Origin of the sequence: Pricia sp., assembly GCF_041745955.1 — a bacterium.
In the GTDB taxonomy this organism is placed as follows: Bacteria; Bacteroidota; Bacteroidia; order Flavobacteriales; family Flavobacteriaceae; genus Pricia.
On record NZ_JBGTHY010000356.1, the window covers coordinates 1 to 3265 of the forward strand.

3 protein-coding genes are annotated in these 3265 nt (G+C 46.0%); all 3 read left to right on the top strand.

All coding sequences use genetic code 11. The annotated features are described in order from the left end of the window. The first annotated feature begins 71 nt into the window (after positions 1 to 71). Positions 72 to 740, top strand: a complete 669-nt coding sequence (locus tag ACEW8S_RS13290) for an ABC transporter ATP-binding protein (protein ID WP_373518627.1) — start codon at positions 72 to 74, stop codon at positions 738 to 740. Then, positions 737 to 1501, top strand: a complete 765-nt coding sequence (locus tag ACEW8S_RS13295) for a TIGR02757 family protein (protein ID WP_373518628.1) — start codon at positions 737 to 739, stop codon at positions 1499 to 1501. Before ACEW8S_RS13290 ends, ACEW8S_RS13295 begins: the two co-directional genes overlap by 4 nt. Before the next feature lie 479 nt (positions 1502 to 1980). Beyond that, positions 1981 to 3265 (top strand): S10 family peptidase (locus tag ACEW8S_RS13300; RefSeq protein WP_373518629.1); only part of this gene is annotated, 1285 nt, incomplete at its 3' end.

Genomic DNA, 3265 nt, shown 5'->3' on the forward strand with positions numbered 1-3265 from the left:
TTCAATGTATTGTTTTTAGTATTTTTGAATTTTAAAGGATGTGACCTGTAATTCCTTTCTAAAACAATAGTATGATCAAGTCCAAAAACATTCAAAAATTTTATGGGGACCTACAGGTGCTGAAAGGGGTTGAACTTCACATTCAAAAAAAGGAAATCGTCTCCATCGTCGGTACTTCCGGGGCGGGTAAGACGACATTACTACAGATTCTGGGTACTTTAGATGGGCCTTCAAATCCCCAACAAAGCGAACTGCTAATCAACGGGGTAGCGACCAATACCTTGTCGGATAAGGATTTGGCTCGATTTCGGAACGAGCATATCGGGTTTATCTTTCAATTCCACCAGTTGTTGCCGGAGTTTACGGCACTGGAAAACGTCTGCATTCCCGCGTTCATAAAAAACACCCCCAAGGCCAAGGCGGAAGCCAAAGCCAAGGAACTCCTAGATTTTTTGGGACTTTCAAAACGCTACGACCATAAACCGAACGAACTCTCCGGCGGTGAACAGCAACGTGTCGCCGTAGCCCGGGCCTTGGTCAACGACCCTTCGATCATCTTTGCCGATGAACCAAGCGGTAATCTTGACTCCGAGAGTGCGGACAACCTTCACCGACTATTTTTCGACCTCCGCAACCAATTCGGACAGACCTTCGTCATCGTGACCCACAACGAGCAATTGGCCGATATGGCCGATCGGAAGCTCACGATGGTCGATGGGATGATCATGAAAACGAAATGACGAAAAAGGAGCTCAAGGATTTTCTGGACGCCAAAGTCCTACAATACGAACACCCAAAGTTTTTGGAAAGTGATCCCCTACAGATTCCCCATCGCTTTTCAAAAAAAGAGGATATCGAGATCAGTGCCTTTTTGACCGCGAGCATCGCTTGGGGCAATCGAAAAAGCATTATCAACAATGCCACCCTACTAATGGAGCTGATGGATAATGCTCCCTATGATTTCGTCAAAAACCATCAAGAACCGGACTTGGAAAAACTATCCGGCTTTGTACACCGTACGTTCAACGGGCGGGATGCATCCTATTTTGTCGAAAGCCTTAAAAATATGTATGAAAATCATGGAGGACTCGAAGCCGTATTCGCAAAAAACGATCAAGTCCCTTTCCTGCAATCCTCCATATCCTCCTTTAAAAAAATATTCTTCGAACTCCCCCACCCTGCCCGTACCCAAAAACATGTCAGTGACCCGCTAAAAGGTTCCGCAGCCAAACGGATCAATATGTTTCTAAGATGGATGGTTCGACCGGATACTAAGGGAGTGGATTTTGGACTCTGGAAAAGTATCGGTACCGAGCGCCTGTCTTGCCCACTGGACGTACATTCAGGAAACGTGGCGCGAAAACTGAAATTGCTTAAACGGAAACAGAACGATGCCAAAGCGCTGGCCGAACTTGATAAAAACCTACGTAAGCTCGATCCAGTGGATCCCGTAAAGTATGATTTTGCGCTATTTGGGTTGGGGGTTTTTGAGAAATTTTGAGTGATTATCCAAATTAGGGTTTTTGGGATTAAGAGGATGATACGATGTTATGGGTTGAAGGTTGCAAATTTGAAAAAAAAATAAAATCACATAGTAAATAATCCTCGGGGCAGACCCACGAGGCGTTCAGAGGAAGAAAGTTTTTTGATTGGATGAAAACCATCCGTTTTCATGCTTGTTTTAATCATAGAATAAGGGAAATTAAACCCAATGAAATTATACTCCTCTCAAATTTCTGGAAGAAAAAGAGCGGTTAGTTCGTGTTTGAATGTCCGGAAAGATGATATAAACTACCAAACGCCTAGACCCTTGAACTTTTTTACCTATTTTTAAAGCCTACCTAAATCACTCCTTAAATGAAAACATTATACCTCGGTATTCCTTTACTACTTTGCTTTCAATTTTCCCTACAAGCCCAGAAAAAGGATACTCCAAAGGCTGATACTGCAATACATTCGGCATATGAGCGTAAAATCTCCATGGATACCACCATTACTACGCAGCACAGCGTTACTATCAACGGAACACCTATTGATTATACGGCCACGACGGGTATGCAGCCCGCTTGGGACGAAAAAGGCCAACCTATCGCCGCACTTCAATACACCTATTATACCCGTAACAACGTCAAGGACCGCGCGGCAAGACCTTTATTGATTTCCTTCAACGGCGGACCGGGTTCGGCTTCGGTGTGGATGCACTTGGCGTATACCGGGCCACGTGCCCTGAAAATCGACGCTGAGGGCTATCCCGTGCAACCGTATGGGGTACAGGACAATCCGTTTTCGGTGTTGGACGTTACCGATATCGTGTACGTGAACCCTGCGAATACGGGCTATTCCCGCACCATTCCCGAAGAATTGGAGGAAAAAGACCGTAAAAAGTTCTTCGGTATCAATGCGGATATCAAATATTTGGCGGAATGGCTGAACACTTTTGTGACCCGAAACAACCGCTGGCGATCTCCCAAATATATTATAGGCGAAAGTTATGGCGGTACCCGGGTAATGGGCCTATCCTTGGCGTTGCAAGAGCAGCAATGGATGTACCTGAACGGCGTCATAATGGTTTCTCCCGCCGATTATAAGGTCATCCGGGTCGGCGGACCGGTTTCCGATGCGCTCAACCTTCCGTATTTTACCGCGGCCGCTTGGTACCATAAGGCGCTTCCGGCCGAGCTTCAAAACAAAGACTTGCTTGAAATTCTTCCGGAATCAGAAGACTACACGTTAAACACCTTGATTCCCGCTTTGGCGAAAGGCTGGAATATCGGGGAGACCGAAAAAAATGCCGTTGCCGAAAAAATGGCCTACTATTCAGGACTATCAAAAGAAGAAATCCTCGACCAAAACCTAGTCGTATCGACTTCCTATTTCTGGAAAAATCTTTTAAGGGATAAAGGTGCCTATACCCTCGGAAGACTCGACAGCCGGTATTTGGGCTTCGATCGGCAAGTGGCCGGCATGGAGCCGGATTATAACCCCGAACTCACCTCTTGGCTACATTCATTCACCCCTGCCATCAATTATTATATGCAGGAAGAACTGAATTTTAAAACGGATATTAAATACAATATGTTCGGACCCGTGCATCCGTGGGATAATGAAAACGACACTACCCGCGACGATTTAAGGCAGGCCATGGCCCAGAATCCCTATCTGAACGTTTTGGTACAGAGCGGGTATTTCGACGGTGCCACCACCTATTTCAACGCCAAATACACGATGTGGCAGGTCGACCCCAGCGGCCGAATGAAAGACCGCT